The sequence below is a fragment of the Antrihabitans cavernicola genome, assembly GCF_008297975.1.
Taxonomy (GTDB): Bacteria; Actinomycetota; Actinomycetes; order Mycobacteriales; family Mycobacteriaceae; genus Antrihabitans; species Antrihabitans cavernicola.
Window position 1 is genome coordinate 73,465 of the sequence record NZ_VLNY01000012.1, and the last position, 17,082, is coordinate 90,546.

The 17,082-nt window shown below is 63.4% G+C and carries 15 protein-coding genes and 2 pseudogenes; 11 read left to right on the forward strand and 6 right to left on the reverse strand.

What is annotated here, in order from left to right; translation table 11 throughout:
• Nucleotides 1–26 precede the first annotated feature (26 nt).
• The 5 genes from FOY51_RS20830 to polA are packed head-to-tail and all read left to right on the forward strand — an operon-like array spanning nt 27 to nt 6,798.
• Nucleotides 27–1,064: a branched-chain amino acid ABC transporter permease gene (locus FOY51_RS20830; protein ID WP_149432184.1), complete on the forward strand. Its 1,038-nt coding sequence runs from the start codon at nt 27–29 to the stop codon at nt 1,062–1,064.
• Nucleotides 1,061–2,269, forward strand: coding sequence for a branched-chain amino acid ABC transporter permease (locus FOY51_RS20835; protein ID WP_149432185.1), 1,209 nt, complete (start codon nt 1,061–1,063; stop codon nt 2,267–2,269). The genes FOY51_RS20830 and FOY51_RS20835 overlap by 4 nt, the downstream gene beginning before the upstream one ends.
• Nucleotides 2,266–3,258, forward strand: a complete 993-nt coding sequence (locus FOY51_RS20840; protein WP_149432186.1) for an ABC transporter ATP-binding protein — start codon at nt 2,266–2,268, stop codon at nt 3,256–3,258. Before FOY51_RS20835 ends, FOY51_RS20840 begins: the two co-directional genes overlap by 4 nt.
• On the forward strand, nt 3,245–4,018 hold the full coding sequence (locus tag FOY51_RS20845; RefSeq protein WP_149432187.1) for an ABC transporter ATP-binding protein: 774 nt from the start codon (nt 3,245–3,247) through the stop codon (nt 4,016–4,018). The genes FOY51_RS20840 and FOY51_RS20845 overlap by 14 nt, the downstream gene beginning before the upstream one ends.
• 44 nt (nt 4,019–4,062) lie before the next feature.
• Entirely contained in the window at nt 4,063–6,798 is a 2,736-nt protein-coding gene (gene polA / locus FOY51_RS20850; RefSeq protein WP_235916581.1) for a DNA polymerase I, read from the forward strand.
• 24 nt (nt 6,799–6,822) lie between these two features.
• Here polA and FOY51_RS20855 read toward each other — a convergent pair whose 3' ends face one another.
• The 3 genes from FOY51_RS20855 to FOY51_RS20865 all read right to left on the reverse strand — a co-directional run bounded on the left by FOY51_RS20855 (nt 6,823) and on the right by FOY51_RS20865 (nt 8,227).
• A complete protein-coding gene (locus tag FOY51_RS20855) occupies nt 6,823–7,182 on the reverse strand; it encodes a YciI family protein (protein WP_149432188.1) in 360 nt (119 codons plus the stop codon).
• 99 nt (nt 7,183–7,281) lie between these two features.
• On the reverse strand, nt 7,282–7,662 hold the full coding sequence (trxA, locus tag FOY51_RS20860) for a thioredoxin (RefSeq protein WP_149432189.1): 381 nt from the start codon (nt 7,660–7,662) through the stop codon (nt 7,282–7,284).
• A 43-nt stretch (nt 7,663–7,705) separates the two neighbouring features.
• Nucleotides 7,706–8,227 carry a 2'-5' RNA ligase family protein gene (locus FOY51_RS20865; RefSeq protein ID WP_149432190.1) on the reverse strand — a complete coding sequence of 174 codons (522 nt, stop codon included), beginning with the start codon at nt 8,225–8,227 and terminating at the stop codon, nt 7,706–7,708.
• On the opposite strand from FOY51_RS20865, the gene FOY51_RS20870 reads away from it, so the two are divergent.
• From FOY51_RS20870 to FOY51_RS20885, 4 genes are all read left to right on the forward strand, one after another.
• Nucleotides 8,226–9,335: an isocitrate/isopropylmalate dehydrogenase family protein gene (locus FOY51_RS20870; RefSeq protein WP_149432191.1), complete on the forward strand. Its 1,110-nt coding sequence runs from the start codon at nt 8,226–8,228 to the stop codon at nt 9,333–9,335. The genes FOY51_RS20865 and FOY51_RS20870 overlap by 2 nt on opposite strands.
• Nucleotides 9,336–9,482: 147 nt before the next feature.
• A complete protein-coding gene (locus FOY51_RS20875) occupies nt 9,483–10,409 on the forward strand; it encodes an ABC transporter substrate-binding protein (RefSeq protein WP_149432192.1) in 927 nt (308 codons plus the stop codon).
• Nucleotides 10,410–10,451: 42 nt separating this feature from the next.
• Nucleotides 10,452–11,408, forward strand: coding sequence for an amino acid ABC transporter permease (locus tag FOY51_RS20880; protein ID WP_149432193.1), 957 nt, complete (start codon nt 10,452–10,454; stop codon nt 11,406–11,408).
• Nucleotides 11,405–12,166, forward strand: coding sequence for an amino acid ABC transporter ATP-binding protein (locus FOY51_RS20885; RefSeq protein ID WP_149432194.1), 762 nt, complete (start codon nt 11,405–11,407; stop codon nt 12,164–12,166). The genes FOY51_RS20880 and FOY51_RS20885 overlap by 4 nt, the downstream gene beginning before the upstream one ends.
• A 46-nt stretch (nt 12,167–12,212) precedes the next feature.
• Here the strand turns inward: FOY51_RS20885 and FOY51_RS20890 are convergent, their stop codons facing one another.
• Nucleotides 12,213–13,061: a class I SAM-dependent methyltransferase gene (locus FOY51_RS20890; RefSeq protein ID WP_149432251.1), complete on the reverse strand. Its 849-nt coding sequence runs from the start codon at nt 13,059–13,061 to the stop codon at nt 12,213–12,215.
• Between the two features lie 209 nt (nt 13,062–13,270).
• On the opposite strand from FOY51_RS20890, the gene rpsA reads away from it, so the two are divergent.
• The gene (gene rpsA, locus FOY51_RS20895) at nt 13,271–14,755 is read left to right on the forward strand and encodes a 30S ribosomal protein S1 (RefSeq protein ID WP_149432195.1); all 1,485 of its coding nucleotides are present in this window, start codon (nt 13,271–13,273) and stop codon (nt 14,753–14,755) included.
• Between the two features lie 64 nt (nt 14,756–14,819).
• On the opposite strand, the pseudogene FOY51_RS20900 reads toward rpsA, so the two are convergent.
• Nucleotides 14,820–15,731: pseudogene (locus FOY51_RS20900) on the reverse strand (cyclase family protein).
• 73 nt (nt 15,732–15,804) lie between these two features.
• A complete protein-coding gene (locus FOY51_RS20905; protein ID WP_149432196.1) occupies nt 15,805–16,017 on the reverse strand; it encodes a hypothetical protein in 213 nt (70 codons plus the stop codon).
• A gap of 124 nt (nt 16,018–16,141) precedes the next feature.
• On the opposite strand from FOY51_RS20905, the pseudogene coaE reads away from it, so the two are divergent.
• Nucleotides 16,142–17,056: pseudogene (gene coaE, locus FOY51_RS27685) on the forward strand (dephospho-CoA kinase); the annotation flags it as partial.
• Nucleotides 17,057–17,082: the final 26 nt, after the last annotated feature.

The following is a 17,082-nucleotide window of genomic DNA, read 5'->3' on the forward strand; positions in this document are numbered from 1 at the left end:
CCGACAAACATTGCGAAAGTGACCGAATGATCGCGACTTCACTAGCCCACTCGGCCAGCGTTTACGCAGGCTCGATCGACTTCAACATCGCCGGGCTCGGAAAGAGCTTCTGGCAACTGACCGTCGACGGGTTGGCGTACGGCGCGATCTACGCCCTGGTCGCCATCGGCTACACGCTGGTGTACGGCGTGCTGAGGCTGATCAACTTCGCCCATTCCGAGATCTTCATGCTCGGCATGTTCGGCCAATACGTGGCGCTGGAACTGCTCGGCTTCACACCCAGCGGCAACGTCTACAAAGAGGGCATGGCGATGACCGTCGTGTTCCTCGGTCTGGCAATGCTGTTCGGCATGCTGGTCTCGGGCGGTGCCGCCGTCGGGTTGGAGCGAGTCGCGTACCGGCCCTTGCGAAAGCGCGGAGCCAAGCCGCTGGTCTTCCTGATCACCGCGATCGGCATGTCGTTCGTGCTGCAGGAGTTCGTGCACTACGTGCTGCCGAAGATCAAGCCCGGCCTCGGCGGTACCAACGCGCAGCAGCCGATCAAACTGGTGCAGCAGGTGGAAGTGTTCAAGATCGGCACCGCATCGGTCAGCAACGTGACCATCGTGATCATCGTCGCCGCGATCGTGTTGACGGTCGGCACGGACATTCTGATCAACCGGACCAAGTTCGGACGCGGTATTCGGGCGGTCGCACAGGACCCCAATACCGCCACCCTGATGGGCATTTCACGCGAACGCATCATCATGCTGACGTTCCTGCTCGGCGGCATCCTCGCAGGCGCGGCCGCATTGCTCTACACGCTGAAGATCCCGTCAGGCATCATCTTCAACGGCGGATTCATCCTCGGCATCAAGGCTTTCGCCGCAGCCGTCCTCGGCGGTATCGGCAACCTGCGCGGCGCCTTGCTCGGCGGGTTGATACTCGGATTGATGGAGAACTACGGGCAGGTCCTCTTCGGTACCGAATGGCGCGACGTCGTTGCCTTCGTGCTGCTGGTGCTGGTCTTGATGTTCCGCCCCACCGGCATTCTCGGTGAGAGCTTGGGAAGGGCGCGGGTATGAGCGAGTCGAAGGCACCGATCGAGGTGCCGACCAAGGCCGAAGAACCCAAACGCGGCATCGGCGATTCGCTGCGCACCTGGTGGAACGGACTGTCCCGGCCCATGCAGTGGCTGGTGGGCGTTCCCGCGCTTGCGCTCATCGCGATCATCCCCGTGTTTCCGCCGCCGATCATCAACACACCGGGTACGTCGTTCTCTGGTGTGATGGCGCAGTTCGCCATGTACGCGCTCATCGCGATCGGGCTGAATGTCGTTGTCGGACAAGCGGGTCTGCTCGACCTCGGCTATGTCGGCTTCTACGCCGTCGGCGCCTACACGGTGGGCTTGTTGACCAGCCCCAGCAGTCCGTGGAATCAAACCGGCCCGGGTGGCTGGTTCAGTCAGGACTGGGCGTGGCTGGCATGTCTGCCGCTTGCGGTAGCGGTGACAGCACTGACAGGCCTGATCCTCGGCACCCCGACGCTGCGGCTGCGCGGTGACTACCTCGCGATCGTGACGCTGGGCTTCGGCGAGATCGTGCGTTTGCTCGCGGACAATCTCAAAGACGTCACCAACGGCGGCCAGGGCCTTCCGCAGACCGCCTATCCACGCCTGGGCGAATCGGCCGACAAGCCGTTCGGCGTGTTCTCGGCAGGCAACACCGGCGACGGCGTCAATGCCGGTGTGTGGTGGTTCTGGGTCGGCATGGCACTGGTGATCGTGGTGCTGTTGCTGGTCGGCAACCTCGAACGCAGTCGGGTCGGCCGGGCTTGGGTCGCCATTCGTGAAGACGAGGACGCTGCCGAGATCATGGGCGTCCCCACCTTCAAGTTCAAGCTGTGGGCGTTCACCATCGGCGCGGCGATCGGCGGGCTTTCCGGTGCGATCTACGCGGGTCAGGTGCAGTTCATCAACCCGACCGGATTCAACATCATCAACTCCATGCTCTTCCTCTGCGCGGTGGTGATCGGTGGTCAGGGCAACAAGCTGGGCGTGATCGTCGGTGCGTTTCTGATCGTGTATCTGCCCAACCGGGCCATGTCGATCCAGGTCGGCGACCAATCGTTGGGCGACTACAAGTACCTGTTCTTCGGCGTCTCGTTGGTCGCGTTGATGATCTTCCGTCCGCAGGGCTTGTTCCCGGTGCGGCAGAAGCTTCTCGCATACGGTCGGCAGATCTATCAGGCGGTACGCAGGCCTGCCCAAGCGCTGGGAGTCGGCAAATGACCACGCACGGAGGTGGGGACGCGCTCTTCGGCAACGAGGACATCGCCGCCCAGGTTTCACCGGACACCGATGTGCAGAGCGCGGGTGTGGTCGACGTCAGCGCGATCGATCCGGTTCTGTCCGATCCCGACGCCGTCGCCGAGGTGGTCGCGCCTACCCGCGATATCGACACGGCCGTCGGCGAAGCACTGCTGCGCACCGAGAATCTGAGCGTGAAGTTCGGCGGTCTGGTTGCATTGGACTCGGTGAGCTTCGAGATCCGCCGCGGCGAAATTCTGGGGCTGATCGGACCGAACGGTGCGGGCAAGACCACTTGCTTCAACGCGATCACCGGCGTCTACAAGCCGTCGTCTGGCACGGTGTACTTCGACGGTGCGCCGTTGACCAAGACCAAGCGCAACGCGATCACGCGACTCGGCATTGCCCGCACGTTCCAGAACATTCGGTTGTTCAGCGAGATGACCGCGTTGGAGAACGTGGTGGTCGGAACCGATGCGCGACACAAGACTTCGGTGCCCGGCGCAATATTTCGTACGTCGCGGCATCGCCGGGAGGAACGTGACGCGATAGAACGCGGCATGGCGCTTCTGGAATTCGTCGGCATTGCTCCGCGTGCAGTGGAGAAGGCGAAGAACCTGTCGTACGGCGATCAGCGGCGCCTCGAAATCGCCCGCGCGTTGGCGACAGAACCGAAGCTGCTGTGCCTCGACGAGCCTGCAGCCGGATTCAACCCGGCCGAGAAGTCGGCGTTGATGGATCTGATTCGCAAGATTCGCGACGACGGCTTCACCGTGCTGCTCATCGAGCACGACATGCGACTGGTGATGGGTGTGACCGACCGGATCGTGGTGCTCGAGTTCGGGAAGAAGATCGCCGACGACCTGCCCGCCGCGATTCGTGAGAATCCCTCAGTGATCGCCGCCTACCTGGGAGTGCCTGACGACGGGGCGAACGAAGTGACGGGGGATGCAACCAATGCCAGCGCATAGGAAGCCGGAGGCCGTGTTGACCGAGCCGTCGACAACCGGTACACCACTACTCGAGATCAGCGACATCGTCGTCAACTACGGGCGAATCCAAGCGCTGCACGGGATTTCGCTGCGCGTCGACAACGGCGAGCTGGTCACGTTGCTCGGCGCGAACGGTGCGGGCAAGACGACGACGATGAAGGCGCTGTCCGGGCTGTTGCCGCTGACGTCGGGCAAGATCGTGTTCGACGGCAAGGACATCACGCACATGAAGGCGCACGAGCGGGTGATCGCCGGCATCGTGCAATCGCCGGAAGGCCGCGGTGTGTTCCCCGGCATGACCGTCCAGGAAAACCTCGACATGGGCCACTACGCGCGCAAGTTCGAGTCGAAGGCCGCGTACACGGAGACCCTGGACTGGGTGTTCGAGCTGTTCCCGCGACTGCAGGAACGGCGCACCCAGGTCGGCGGCACCATGTCCGGTGGCGAGCAGCAGATGCTCGCGATCGGGCGGTCGTTGATGGCGCGGCCGCGGTTGCTGCTGCTCGACGAGCCGTCGATGGGGCTGGCGCCGATGATCATCGCGCAGATCTTTCGCATCATTTCGGAGATCAATGCGCGCGGCACGACGATTCTGCTGGTCGAGCAGAACGCGCAGCAGGCGCTGACCCGCACCGATCGCGCGTACATCCTGGAAACCGGTGAGGTCACCAAGACCGGAACGGGCAAAGAGTTGCTGGCCGATCCGTCGATCAAGGCTGCCTATCTGGGAGTGGGATAAGGGCGCGAGACGTCCTGTCGGTAGCCGTCCTTAGACTCGGTGCCGTGAGCCCAGCGACAAGCACCGGTCAGAGTTCGGCGAAGGTACAGACGGAGGAGTCGAAGCAGCCCGTCCTCATGCTGCTCGACGGCCATTCCATCGCGTTCCGCGCGTTCTTTGCGTTGCCTGCCGAGAACTTCAAGACCACCAGCGGTCAGACCACCAACGCGGTGTACGGCTTCACGTCGATGCTGATCAACATCCTTCGCGACGAGCAGCCCACCCACATCGCCGCGGCGTTCGACGTTTCCCGTCAGACCTTCCGCGCCGAGGCGTACCCGGAGTACAAAGCGAACCGGAGCAGCGCACCCGACGAGTTCAAGGGGCAGGTGGAACTCACCAAGGATGTGTTGGGCGCCTTGGGAATTCCGGTGATGGCCGAGGCAGGTTTCGAGGCCGACGACATCATTGCCACCTTGACGACCCAGGCCGTGCCGCTCGGCTATCGGGTGCTCGTGGTGACCGGCGATCGTGATGCGATCCAGCTGGTCAACGACAACGTCACGGTGCTCTACCCGCGCAAGGGTGTCTCCGAACTCACTCGGTTCACACCCGACGAAGTGTTCACCAAGTATGGGCTCACGCCTGCGCAGTACCCGGATTTCGCTGCGCTGCGCGGCGATCCCAGCGACAACCTGCCCGGCATTCCGGGTGTGGGGGAGAAGACCGCGACCAAGTGGATCAAGGAGTACGGCAATCTCGAGACGTTGGTTGACCGCGTCGACGAGGTTCGCGGCAAGGTCGGCGACGCCCTGCGTGCAAACCTGTCGAGCGTGCTGCTCAACCGTCAGCTCACCGAGATGGTGCGCGATGTCCCGCTGCCGTACACCCCGGAGCAGCTCGAGCACGGCGCCTGGGACCGCGACAAGATCCACCAGCTTTTCGACGACCTCGAGTTCCGCGTCCTTCGCGACCGCCTGTTCGAGACCCTCGCCTCGGCCGAGCCGGAAGCCGACGAAGGGTTCGAGATCAGCGGCGGCGCGATCGGTGCGGGCGAGGTGAGCGGGTGGCTCGACAAGCACGCGAGCACCGGCGAACGCCATGGCGTTTCGATCGTCGGCACCACCACACCGTTCGGCGGCGATGTCAAAGCGATCACGATCGCAGCCTCCGATGGCGAGGGTGGCTACATCGATGTCGCGGGCCTCGATCCCGAGGACGAGAAGGCGCTCGGTGCGTGGCTGGCGGATGCCGGTCAGCCGAAGGCTCTGCACGAGGCCAAGGCCGCGACCCACGCACTCGGCGGGCGCGGCTGGAAGTTGAACGGACTCACCACCGACACCGCGCTCGCCGCCTACCTGGTGCGTCCCGGTCAGCGCAGCTTCAACCTCGACGACCTCTCGTTGCGCTACCTGCGTCGCGAACTGCGCGTGGAGAAGCCCGAAGAAGCGCAACTGTCGTTGCTCGACGACGAGGAGCAACTCGACACCGCCGTTGCCGAAGCCGAGATTCTGCGGGCGCAAGCCGTCGCCGATCTCGCGGACGCACTGGACGCCGAGCTCGAACAGATCGAGTCGACGGCTCTGCTCTCGGAGATGGAGCTTCCGCTCTCGGGTGTACTCGGCACGTTGGAGTCCGACGGCATTGCTGTCGACACCGCTCACCTGCACGATCTGCAGAGCACGTTCGCCGAGCAGATCAGCAGCGCGGCCAATTCGGCGTACGACGTCATCGGCAAACAGGTGAACCTCGGCTCACCGAAACAGCTGCAGGTGGTGCTCTTCGACGAGTTGGAAATGCCGAAGACCAAGCGCACCAAGACCGGCTACACCACGGATGCCGATGCGCTGCAAGGACTTTTCGAGAAGACCAGCCACCCGTTCCTCGAACACCTGTTGGCTCACCGTGACGCGACGCGGCTGAAAGTGACGGTCGACGGTCTGCTGAAATCGGTGGCAGACGACGGTCGTATCCACACCACGTTCAACCAGACGATCGCCGCGACGGGTCGGCTGTCATCGACAGAGCCGAACCTGCAGAACATCCCGATTCGGACCGATGCCGGTCGGCAGATTCGTGACGGATTCGTCGTCGGCGACGGCTTCGACATGCTGATGACCGCCGACTACAGCCAGATCGAGATGCGCATCATGGCGCACCTTTCGCGCGACGAGGGTCTGATCGAGGCCTTCAACACGGGGGAGGACCTGCACACGTTCGTCGGCTCCAAGGCATTCGGTGTGCCGATCGAGGAGGTCACGCCCGAGCTGCGTCGGCGGGTGAAGGCGATGTCCTACGGTCTTGCCTACGGGCTCAGCGCGTACGGACTGTCGGCCCAGCTGAAAATCAGCACCGACGAGGCCAAAGAGCAGATGGAGACATACTTTTCGCGGTTCGGCGGGGTGCGCGATTACCTGCGCGATGCTGTCGATCAAGCGCGCAAGGTGGGGTATACGTCGACGCTCTTCGGTCGCCGTCGTTACCTGCCGGACCTCAACAGCGACAATCGGCAGCGGCGCGACGTTGCCGAGCGGGCCGCGCTCAACGCTCCGATCCAGGGCACCGCGGCCGACATCATCAAGGTCGCGATGATCAACGTGCAGCAGGCGCTGGCCGACGCGAAACTGAAGTCGCGAATGTTGCTGCAGATCCACGACGAGTTGCTGTTCGAGGTGGTCGCGGCCGAGCGCGAGGCCGTCGAGAAGTTGGTGCGTGACGAGATGGCATCGGCCATCGAGCTGTCGGTGCCGATGGAAGTGTCGGTAGGGACCGGACGGAGCTGGGACGCCGCCGCACACTGAGTGCGGCAGCGCCCCAGCGCTGTATCAGAAGTCTTCCGGTCCGAACATCTGGCGAATCTCGATTTCGCCTTCCCATTCGGGCCAGTGCTGCTTGTGCAGTTCGAGCATCCAGACAGCGCCTGCCTTGGCCTCGTCGAGCGATGCGTGGTTCTGGATCGCGTAGCCGCCGACCAGTTCCTTCGCCTCGCTGTACGGACCGTCCGTGATCTTGCCGCCTGTCAGCGAGACCTTTGCACCGCCTTCGCGCAGCGTGCTCAAGCCACCGGCGTCGAGCATCTTGCCGGATGCAAACTGCTCGGCACCGGACTGTGCGATTGCGTCGGTCAACGCAGCCGGTGGCACGCCGTACTCGCTGTTGCTCTTGACCCAGCTGAGGTACTTCATCGCGTTCTCCTTCGGTATGGGGGCCGTCTTGCCCTCACCATCGCGTCGAACGGTCCAGTTCGATTTCGACACGATTGCCGAAAAGATTCTTACGCGACTTCAGGCAGTTGTGTCGGAAGCGGCTTGCTGCTCGGCCAACTGTTTACGAACGTCGTCCATATCCAGGCCTTTCACCTGGGTGACGAGGTCTTCCAGTGCGGCCGGTGGCAGGGCGCCGGGCTGTGCGAAGACCAAGACACCCTCGCGGAACGCCATCAGCGTCGGAATCGACCGGATATTGGCAGCGGCGGCAAGTCCCTGTTCGGCTTCGGTGTCCACCTTGCCGTGCACCACGTCGGGATGCTGCTCGGACGACTTGTCGAAGGTGGGCGCGAAGCTACGGCAAGGACCGCACCACGATGCCCAGAAGTCCACCAACACGATGTCGCTGCCGGTGACTACCTCGTCGAAGTTCTGCTGAGTCAGGGTCTGAGTCGACACTTGCTTCCTCTCGTTGAAGTGCTTTCCGCTTTCAACGCGTCGATCACGTCGATTCTTCCCACGCTACGAGCCGTTCGATCCGGTTGTCGCCGTCCCAGCGTCGCAACGCCACCGATCGCCCGTGAATGTCGTCCTCGCCCAGGAGTAGCCCGATCGCCGACCCCACCTGGTCGGGATGCAATCGCCGCGCCAGCGTGACGTGGGGTGTCCAGTGCCCGACATCGGTGTGCATTCGACCGGGACCCAACAGGTCCCGGATGTGCTCATGAACATCGAGCAGTTCCTCGGTTGGGACCACCAATCGCGCCAATGTCGCGTTGCGGCCGCCGAACACGACGAGTCCGCCCAGTTGGATTGCGATGCCGTAGAAGTGCAGATCCCGCTCGAGCGCGGCATCGGTTTCGGGCGTGATCCGATCGTGGACGGCGAGCGTGACGTGCGGACGATTGCTGGGCCCCGTGTGCTTGCTCTGACTCGGCAACCCGGCGTCGGCAAGTACCTGCCATTGCCTGCGGACAGCGCTGTCCGCGCCGTCGTCGAGGAGTAGTTCTACCGACTGAACCATGGTGAGTAATGATGGCCTTGTGGCTACTGAGGCATCAACTGGCATTCGGCTCGGCGTCGTCGATGGAGATGGGATCGGACGCGAGATAGTTCCTGCCGCTCGACGCGTGGTCGACGAGGTGCTCGCCGTTGTGCACGGTCCTCGCGTGGAGTGGGTGAGTGCGACGATGGGCCACGCCGCGATCGACCAGCATGGTGAGCCGCTCCCGGAATCGACCATGCAGGCGCTCGACGACGTCGATGGCTGGCTGATGGGCCCGCACGACAGCGCGTCGTATCCGCCGGAGGTGCGCACCGGCCCGCCACCGGGCGGTGCCATTCGCAAGCGATTCGATCTGTTCGCGAACGTTCGGCCCGCTCGGGCGTTCACCGGCGTCCAGTCCATTGCGCCTGACATGGACCTGGTGATCGTGCGGGAAAACAGCGAAGGTCTCTACGCCGATCGCAACATGTTCGCGGGCGCGGGTGAGTTCATGCCGACGCCGGACGTCGCGATGAGCGTGGGAGTTGTCACTCGCGCCGCGACGGAACGTATTGCGCACCATGCCTTTCGGCTGGCGCAGACGCGACGTAAGCATGTGACGATCGTGCACAAGGCGAACGTCCTGTCGATGACGACGGGGTTGTTTCTCGACGTGTGCCGCGACGTGGCGGCGTCCTATCCGGATGTCACGATCGACGACGAGCACGTCGACGCGATGGCCGCGCATCTGGTGCGACGCGGTGCGGACTTCGACGTCGTGGTCGCAGAGAATCTGTTCGGCGACATCCTGTCCGATCTGGCAGGCGAGTTGAGCGGCTCGCTGGGCACCGCGGCGTCGCTGAATTGCTCGGAGTCGCAGGCGATGGCGCAAGCCGCGCACGGTGCCGCACCGACTATTGCCGGGCGTAACCGAGCCAATCCGACGGCGATGATCCTGTCGGCCGCGATGCTGCTGCACTGGCTGTCGGAGCGCCATACGGATCCGCTGCTTGCCCAGGCGGGCAAGCGAATCGAGCATGCGGTTGCTGCGACGTTCGAGGCGGGAATTGCCACCGCAGATCTGGGTGGACTGGTATCTACGAGCGAGTTCACCGAGAACGTGATCGCGCGCGTTCATCGACGGTGACCCGCCAGGTGAATATGGACACCACTGCCGCCCTCGGGGGATTAATGTTCGGTTACGAGACAGCGCACTGCCCGGACGTGGCCTAGATTTCTTGCGACGGGGCAGCGCCTGCCTGTCTGTGAAAAATTCGAAACTTGGAGGACTGCAGTGTCTGGTCGATCCGTCTTTGCTCGTGGTCGGGTAGTTCGCGTTGTGTGTGCGTTGGCGGGTAGCAGTGCACTGCTGCTCGCCGGATGTGCGGACAACAGCGACAGTGGAAGTTCGTCGGGGTCGAGCAGCGAAACTGCGACCGTAGACGTCGCCAAGGTGGACTCGATTGCGGCGACGCTGCCCGACAAGATCAAGAGCGCGGGCAAATTGGTCATCGGTGTCAACGTTCCCTACGCGCCCAACGAGTTCAAGGACAGCAGCGGCAAGATCGTCGGATTCGACGTGGATCTGATGACCGCGGTCAGCAAGGTGCTCGGCGTGACGCCGGAGTTCACCGAATCCGACTTCGACAAGATCATCCCCGCGATTCAGGCGGGAACGTACGACATGGGTATGTCGTCGTTCACCGACTCGAAGGAGCGCGAGCAGACGGTCGACTTCACCACTTACTTCAGCGCAGGTATCCAGTGGGCGCAGCAGACCGGCAAGCCGATCGACCCCAACAATGCGTGCGGCAAGCGGGTGGCCGTGCAGTCGACCACTGTCGAGGACACCGACGAGATCCCGGCCAAGAGCGACGCCTGTGTCAAGGCGGGTAAGCCGGCCATCGACAAGCAGAAGTTCGATCGCCAGGACGACGCCGCCAGCGCACTCGCGCTCGGGAAAGTCGATGCGATGTCGGCTGATTCGCCGGTGACCGCGTACGCCATCAAGCAGAGCGGCGGCAAGCTCGAAGCAGCCGGTCAGCTGTTCGATTCGGCGCCGTACGGTTGGCCGGTTGCCAAGGGCTCGCCGCTGGCGGGCGTTCTGCAGCAGGCGTTGCAGCATCTGATCGACGACGGCAGTTACAAGAAGGTCGCGCAGAACTGGGGCGTCGAGGCAGGCGTGATCGACAAATCGGTGATCAACGGCGCGGTCAACTGACCGGCCCTTCGATTCACTGACTGCGCAGCACAACCCCAGGAGATTCTCGTGTCCGAATCGCGGCCGACGTTCGACGCCGGGTCGGCGGAACCGGAGGCCATCAAGGCCATCCCGCTCCGCAGGCCGGGCCGATGGATAGCCGCCATCGTCGTTGTGGTGTTGGTCGCCCTGTTCATCTACGGGGCGGCCACCAACAAGGCCTACGGGTGGGATACCTACGCGAAATACCTTTTCGACAAACGTATTTCGGCCGCGGCGTGGGTCACCCTGCAGCTGACGGTGCTCGCGATGGTGATCGCGATCGTGCTGGGTGTGGTGCTCGCCGTCATGCGGCTGTCGCCGAATCCGGTCCTACGGTCGGCGGCGTGGGCCTACCTCTGGCTCTTCCGTGGAACACCCGTGTACGTGCAGTTGGTGTTCTGGGGACTGTTCCCGTCGCTCTACAAATCGATCGATCTGGGCATTCCCTTCGGTCCGCAGTTCGCGCATTTCGACATCCAAACGCTCAGTGCGGCATTCACGTTCGCGATGATCGGCCTCGGCCTCAACGAGTCGGCATACATGGCGGAGATCGTCCGGGCCGGTATCAACTCCGTCGGTGAAGGTCAGTCGGAAGCGTCGACGGCACTGGGCATGTCGTGGTCGCAGACCATCAGGCGCACCGTTCTCCCGCAAGCGATGCGGGTGATCATTCCGCCGACCGGCAACGAGCTGATCAGCATGCTGAAAACCACGTCGTTGGTGACGGCTGTTCCGCTGAGTACCGAGTTGTACGGCGTCGCTCGCGACATCTCGGGCACCAACTTTCAGCCGATCCCGCTGTTGCTGGTTGCGATGACCTGGTACCTCGCGATCACCAGCATCCTCATGGTCGGACAGTTCTATCTGGAGCGATATTTCTCGAAGGGCGCGTCGAGGAAACTGACGACGAAGCAACTCGAAGCGTTGGCGAAGGCGCAGGGGCTGGGTGCACCTCAGACCGGAGGAGGTGCGGTATGACCGCCATGGTGAAGGCCGAGCAGGTCTGCAAGAGCTTCGGAGCGCTGCGTGTTTTGAAGGGCATCACCCTCGAGATCGATCGCGGACAGGTGCTGTGCCTTGTCGGTCCGTCGGGATCGGGCAAGTCGACGTTTCTGCGGTGCATCAATCACCTCGAGCAGGTGAATGCCGGTCGTCTCTACGTCGACGGCGACCTGATCGGCTACCGGGAGAAGAACGGCAAGCTCTACGAAATGGCGCCGAAGGATGCCGCAGTTCAGCGCCGTGACATCGGCATGGTGTTCCAGCATTTCAACCTGTTCCCGCATCGGACGGCGTTGGAGAACATCATCGAGGCGCCGACTCAGGTGAAGGGCATCAAGAAGGCCGACGCGGTGACGCGAGCCAAGGACCTGCTCGACCAGGTCGGCTTGTCGGACAAGGCGAACGCCTACCCGGCGCAGCTGTCGGGTGGTCAGCAGCAACGCGTCGCCATCGCCCGCGCCCTTGCGATGGATCCGAAGCTGATGCTCTTCGACGAGCCGACGTCGGCGTTGGACCCCGAGCTGGTCGGCGAGGTGCTTGCCGTCATGAAGAACCTCGCGCGTGAGGGCATGACGATGGTGGTCGTGACGCACGAGATGGGATTCGCTCGTGAGGTCGCCGATCAGCTGGTGTTCATGGATGGCGGCGTCGTCGTCGAATCGGGAGAGCCGCGCGGTCTGCTCGCCAATCCGCAGCACGAGCGGACCAAGGCCTTCCTCTCGAAGCTGTTGTGATGGGTGAATGGCACTCTCGTTCGGTTCAACCGAACGAGAGTGCCATTCACCCTGGTTTGGTAGCGATGAAGATGGCAGTGCCGGGGAAGAGATTGCCGCGGAGTGGGCTCCACTGACCCCATTCGCGGTCCAGGTGCTCAGGCCACTGCGGTTCGATGATGTCTTCGAGTACCAAACCGGCTGCCACCACTTCACGGACTCGATCGCCGATCGTTCGGTGATGCTCCACATACGTCGGCGTTCCCGTCTCGTCGACCTCGACGTACGGGGTCCGATCGAAATAGGGGATGGTCGCCGTCAATCCGGCCTCGCCCGGATCGTCGGGGAAGATCCAGCGCATCGGGTGGTTGACCGCGAACACCCAGCGCCCGCCCGGTCGCAGCACGCGCGCGACCTCGCGCATCACCAGCGCCGAATCGGCGACGAACGGCACGGCACCGAATGCCGAGCACGCGATATCGAAACTGGCATCGGTGAACGGCAGCGATTCGGCACCTGCCAGCACCAACGGCACCCGCGGCCCACCCTTGTCCATCGCTTCGACGCCGCGTCGCAGCATTCCCATCGACAGATCGAGCCCGACGGCATGCGCACCTTGTCCGGCCAGCCAGCGCGCGCACGGCGCGGAGCCGCAGCCGATCTCCAACACTCGCTTGCCCGCAACGTCACCGAGGAAGCCCACATCGCCTTCGTGGAGCCCTTCCGGGCACCACACGAACTCGCCGGCATCGGAATCGACACCCAGAAATTCGCCGTGTTCGTGGTGATAGGCAGACGCATCGGCGTCCCACCACGCTCGACTGGCCCGCTCGCTGGTCACCGAGTCGATCTTGGTTCGACTCACGCCGACCGTTCCGAGCAGGGCGTTTGCTTCCGCATGGCGCTCTTCGGACATGCCAATCGGCACCGCGTGGCGCTCTTCCGACATGGGAATACAGTAGGGCTTCGGAAAGCGGTCGCCGGTTTGCCCGCCTCCGCCCGGGTCGCGTACCCTGTTACCCGCGAGTGTCCTTTGTGCTGCGCTGAGACAGGCGGGACGGCGATGCACGTGTCCGACAAAACATCCACCAACCGACCATCAACCCGTCCGGAGCAATTCAACATATGCCCTCCTCCACCGTCACCTCGCCGCAGGTAGCCGTCAATGACATCGGCTCCGCCGAGGACTTCCTCGCAGCCATCGACGCAACGATCAAATACTTCAACGATGGCGACATCGTCGAAGGCACCATCGTCAAGGTCGATCGCGACGAGGTTCTGCTCGACATCGGTTACAAGACCGAAGGCGTCATCCCTTCTCGTGAGCTCTCCATCAAGCACGACGTCGACCCCAACGAGGTCGTCTCCGTGGGCGATGAGGTCGAAGCTCTCGTCCTCACCAAGGAGGACAAAGAAGGCCGCTTGATCCTGTCGAAGAAGCGCGCTCAGTACGAGCGTGCCTGGGGCACCATCGAGGAGCTCAAGGAGAAGGACGAGGCCGTCAAGGGCACCGTCATCGAGGTCGTCAAGGGCGGCCTGATCCTCGACATCGGTCTTCGTGGCTTCCTGCCTGCCTCGCTCGTCGAGATGCGTCGCGTCCGCGACCTCCAGCCGTACGTCGGCAAGGAGATCGAGGCCAAGATCATCGAACTCGACAAGAACCGCAACAACGTGGTCCTGTCGCGTCGCGCATGGCTCGAGCAGACTCAGTCCGAGGTCCGCAGCGAGTTCCTGCACCAGCTCCAGAAGGGCCAGGTCCGCAAGGGCGTCGTGTCCTCCATCGTCAACTTCGGTGCCTTCGTGGACCTGGGTGGCGTCGACGGCTTGGTGCACGTCTCCGAGCTGTCCTGGAAGCACATCGACCACCCGTCCGAGGTTGTCGAGGTCGGCAACGAGGTCACCGTCGAGGTTCTCGACGTCGACTTGGACCGCGAGCGGGTTTCGCTGTCGCTCAAGGCAACGCAGGAAGATCCGTGGCGTCAGTTCGCCCGTACCCACGCCATCGGCCAGATCGTGCCCGGCAAGGTCACCAAGCTGGTTCCGTTCGGTGCATTCGTGCGCGTCGAAGAGGGCATCGAGGGCTTGGTCCACATCTCCGAGCTGGCCGAGCGCCACGTGGAGGTCCCGGACCAGGTTGTCGCAGTCGGCGACGACGCGATGGTCAAGGTCATCGACATCGACCTGGAGCGTCGTCGTATCTCGCTCTCGCTGAAGCAGGCGAACGAGGACTACCACGCCGAGTTCGACCCGTCGAAGTACGGCATGGCCGACAGCTACGACGATCAGGGCAACTACATCTTCCCCGAGGGCTTCGACGCCGAGACCAACGAATGGCTCGAGGGTTCGGACAAGGTCCGGGAAGAGTGGGAAGGCCGTTACGCCGAGGCCGAGCGTCGCCACAAGATGCACACCACTCAGATGGAGAAGATGGCCGCCGACGAGGCAACCGAGGCTGCTCAGGCCGCCGCCGGTTACTCCTCGGAGACCGGCTCGGGTGACAGCGCCGACGGCGAGACCGGTGCCGCGGCACCGGCCGAGTCCGCTGGTGGCTCGCTGGCGAGCGATGCGCAGCTCGCCGCACTGCGTGAGAAGCTGTCCGGCAACGCCTGATAGCAGCTAGTACTCGAAAGGCCCTGATCCCCAACGGGATCAGGGCCTTTCGCGTGGGCGGGGGTTAACCGCCGACGACGGCGTAGGCCCGAACGGGGAAGGTCCCGAAGCCGGCGACCAGCGGGGGAGCGGCATGCAGGCGGGCACCCGATGTCGGTACGTTGCGCAACGCGGTGAGGTGTTCGAGGACTGGGATATCCGCGCCGAGCAGGATCGTGTGCGCGGGACGTTCCGAGCCGACGGTGTCGTCGATGTTGACCGAGTCGATTCCGACAAGGGCGGCGCCCGCGTCGACGAGAAACTGTGCTCCGGCCGCGGTCAGATAGGGTGCGGGATCGCCGTATTCCTTTGTGTCCCAGTGTTTGTCCCACCCCGTGTGCTAGAGCACAGCGCGGCCCGCGATCTCGAGGTGGGCCAAGGCTTGCGGCTCGATCCCGCGCCGACCACTGCCATCGAGTCGGACGATCGAGATCGGCAGGTCCGCAATGGATTCCAACGGCAACCCGGACAGGTCCGGTCCGTCGGCATAGCGATGGAACGGACTGTCGAGGTAGGTGCCGGTGTTGCCGACCATCGTGATGGCGTCGATCGCGAACTCGGTGCCCTCGGCGTATTTGGAACGTGAATCCGCTCGAGTCATGTGCGGAGTGATGTGCGGTCCGGGCAGCCCGGGATAGGTGATCAATCCTTCGCGAATCACGTGCGACAGTTCGATCAGCCATCGGCCGGGTTCTTCGCGCTGCGTTGTATCGGAGGGTCCGCCGCGGGAGCCCCGATGCTCCTCGGCCACGATCTGGAAGTCGGCAAGTCGCACCTGATCGACCATGAGTAGGCCAAGATGGCGGACGAGAAGCGCGCCGACCTGTTCTTCCGTTGCGTCGCCATCCGGTACGTCCAGCCGAAAACCGTTGGCCTGTAGGCCGCCACCGTTCAGAAAGGTGATCTCTGCGTCGAATACGGCTCGATACTGTTCCATCGCACGACACTATCGAACACGAGTGGCCCGGCCCGCAGTTGCGGACCGGGCCACTCGAGGTGGTTTTGTCGGTTCAGCTGGCCGTGGCAGGCACCCAGTGAGTTGCAGCCGATGCGGTCTGCTTGCGCATAGCAGCAAAGCTGTGACGGGCAGGGCTGATCAGCGAGGTGAACCAGTTGCGACGGTGCTCCGCGAGCGCGGCCGCAACTTCGGGAATAAGGACGCAGTGCATCCCACTCGCCATACCCAGGCGGTGCCGACCGGCCTGGAATTCATTGCTTCGCATGGTGTTCCTTTGTTAGAGATTCGGTGGCCTGGCTCGCCGAGTTCGAAGATAACCGACGGAATGTTGAACTTGGTGCATTTGGGACTGATGATCTTTCGGCGTGTTGGATGAGAGACTGAACAACGTGCTGAGAATTGGCCTCACAGGAGGCATGGGAGCAGGTAAGTCGACGGTGTCCAAGGTGCTTGCGCAACTGGGCGCCGTCATCGTCGACGCGGATGCGATCGCGCGTGAGGTTGTCGAGCCGGGAACGCCCGGACTCGCCTCGCTGGTAACGGCTTTCGGCGACGACCTACTGCGCCCGGACGGGACCCTCGACCGTGCAGCGCTGGCCGCCAAAGCCTTCGCCGACCCTGAGTCGACAAAGAAGTTGAACGCGATCGTGCATCCGCTTGTGGGTGCTCGCACCGCCGAACTGATCGACGGTGCTCCTGCGGACGCAATTGTGGTGCAAGACATTCCACTCCTGGTCGAGGGCAAGCTCGGTGCCTTCTTCAACCTTGTGATCGTGGTGTGGGTCGACGCCGAAGAACGAGTGCGGCGGTTGGTGGAGTTCCGCGACATCCCGGAATCCGATGCGCGAGCACGTATTGCGGCGCAGGCCACCGACGACCAGCGCCGGGCCGCCGCCGACGTGTGGCTGGACAACAGCGGTGAACCCGGCAGCCTCGACAGCGTGGTGCGGAAATTGTGGGACGAGCGTCTGGTTCCCTTCGAGCGCAACGTCCGTGAGCGCATCGCCTCGCAGTATTTGCCGGAAATTGTGCCTGCAAATCATGAATGGCCCGCTCAGGCAGCACGTTTGGTCGCGCGGCTTCGCGCTGTATGTGGAGACAAGGTGACGCGCATCGATCACGTCGGGTCCACCGCGGCGGGTACGGAAGCGCAAGACGTGATCGAACTGCAGATCACGACCGCGAACCAGGAAGCGGCAAAACAACTCGTCGAACCGCTCGCTGCCGCAGGCTTTCCACAAATCGAGGCAGGCAATTATGGCAGTGCCGATCCCGGCCGCCCGGCCAACGTCGACGTTCGAGTAGGGGAGTAGCCGCCGCTAAGGTGGGC

Excerpts from the sequence above, each read along its gene's own strand:
- FOY51_RS20835 (WP_149432185.1), top strand. The coding sequence starts at position 1,061 with ATGAGCGAGTCGAAGGCACCGATCGAGGTGCCGACCAAGGCCGAAGAA.
- FOY51_RS20890 (WP_149432251.1), bottom strand. The coding sequence starts at position 13,061 with ATGTCCGAAGAGCGCCATGCGGAAGCAAACGCCCTGCTCGGAACGGTC.
- FOY51_RS20855 (WP_149432188.1), bottom strand. The coding sequence starts at position 7,182 with ATGAAGTACCTCAGCTGGGTCAAGAGCAACAGCGAGTACGGCGTGCCA.
- FOY51_RS20840 (WP_149432186.1), top strand. The coding sequence starts at position 2,266 with ATGACCACGCACGGAGGTGGGGACGCGCTCTTCGGCAACGAGGACATC.
- FOY51_RS20885 (WP_149432194.1), top strand. The coding sequence starts at position 11,405 with ATGACCGCCATGGTGAAGGCCGAGCAGGTCTGCAAGAGCTTCGGAGCG.
- FOY51_RS20830 (WP_149432184.1), top strand. The coding sequence starts at position 27 with ATGATCGCGACTTCACTAGCCCACTCGGCCAGCGTTTACGCAGGCTCG.
- FOY51_RS20870 (WP_149432191.1), top strand. The coding sequence starts at position 8,226 with ATGGTGAGTAATGATGGCCTTGTGGCTACTGAGGCATCAACTGGCATT.
- FOY51_RS20865 (WP_149432190.1), bottom strand. The coding sequence starts at position 8,227 with ATGGTTCAGTCGGTAGAACTACTCCTCGACGACGGCGCGGACAGCGCT.
- rpsA (WP_149432195.1), top strand. The coding sequence starts at position 13,271 with ATGCCCTCCTCCACCGTCACCTCGCCGCAGGTAGCCGTCAATGACATC.
- FOY51_RS20845 (WP_149432187.1), top strand. The coding sequence starts at position 3,245 with ATGCCAGCGCATAGGAAGCCGGAGGCCGTGTTGACCGAGCCGTCGACA.
- FOY51_RS20905 (WP_149432196.1), bottom strand. The coding sequence starts at position 16,017 with ATGCGAAGCAATGAATTCCAGGCCGGTCGGCACCGCCTGGGTATGGCG.